This is a genomic window from Campylobacter sp. RM12637, assembly GCF_020137645.1.
GTDB lineage: Bacteria > Campylobacterota > Campylobacteria > Campylobacterales > Campylobacteraceae > Campylobacter_E.
This window is the reverse complement of the sequence record NZ_JACGAV010000060.1, coordinates 1-413: the sequence shown is the minus strand read 5'-3', so window position 1 is coordinate 413 and position 413 is coordinate 1. Positions and strand designations below refer to the sequence as shown.

Genomic DNA, 413 nt, shown 5'->3' with positions numbered 1-413 from the left:
CAATTGAAAAGATATTTGATGAATATAGCCAAAACGACTTTAGAAATGAAATAAAAAATGCTAAAGGTAGAGTAGAACTTGCAACTAATATGTTAGGTAAGCAAATAAGAGATATGTTAAAAACAAACCTTGAAACTGCAAGAAACCTACAAGATAAATCTAAAATACTAAAAACAAGTGTTAGTGATATAAACGAAGGTGCAAGAAAGCAAGCAAGTAGCTTACAAGAAAGTGCAGCAGCAGTAGAAGAGATGAGTGCATCTATGCATGCAGTAAATCAAAAATCAAACGAAGTTATTAAAAACGGAGAAGATATTAAAAATGTTATTACTATGATTAAGAGACATTGCAGAACAAATTAATCTACTTGCACTTAATGCTGCAATAGAAGCAGCACGTGCAGGTGAGCATGG

The 413-nt window shown here is 32.2% G+C and carries 1 pseudogene; it reads left to right on the top strand.

Annotated elements, in window-relative coordinates:
- Positions 1-413: pseudogene (locus AVBRAN12637_RS09740) on the top strand (methyl-accepting chemotaxis protein); the annotation flags it as partial.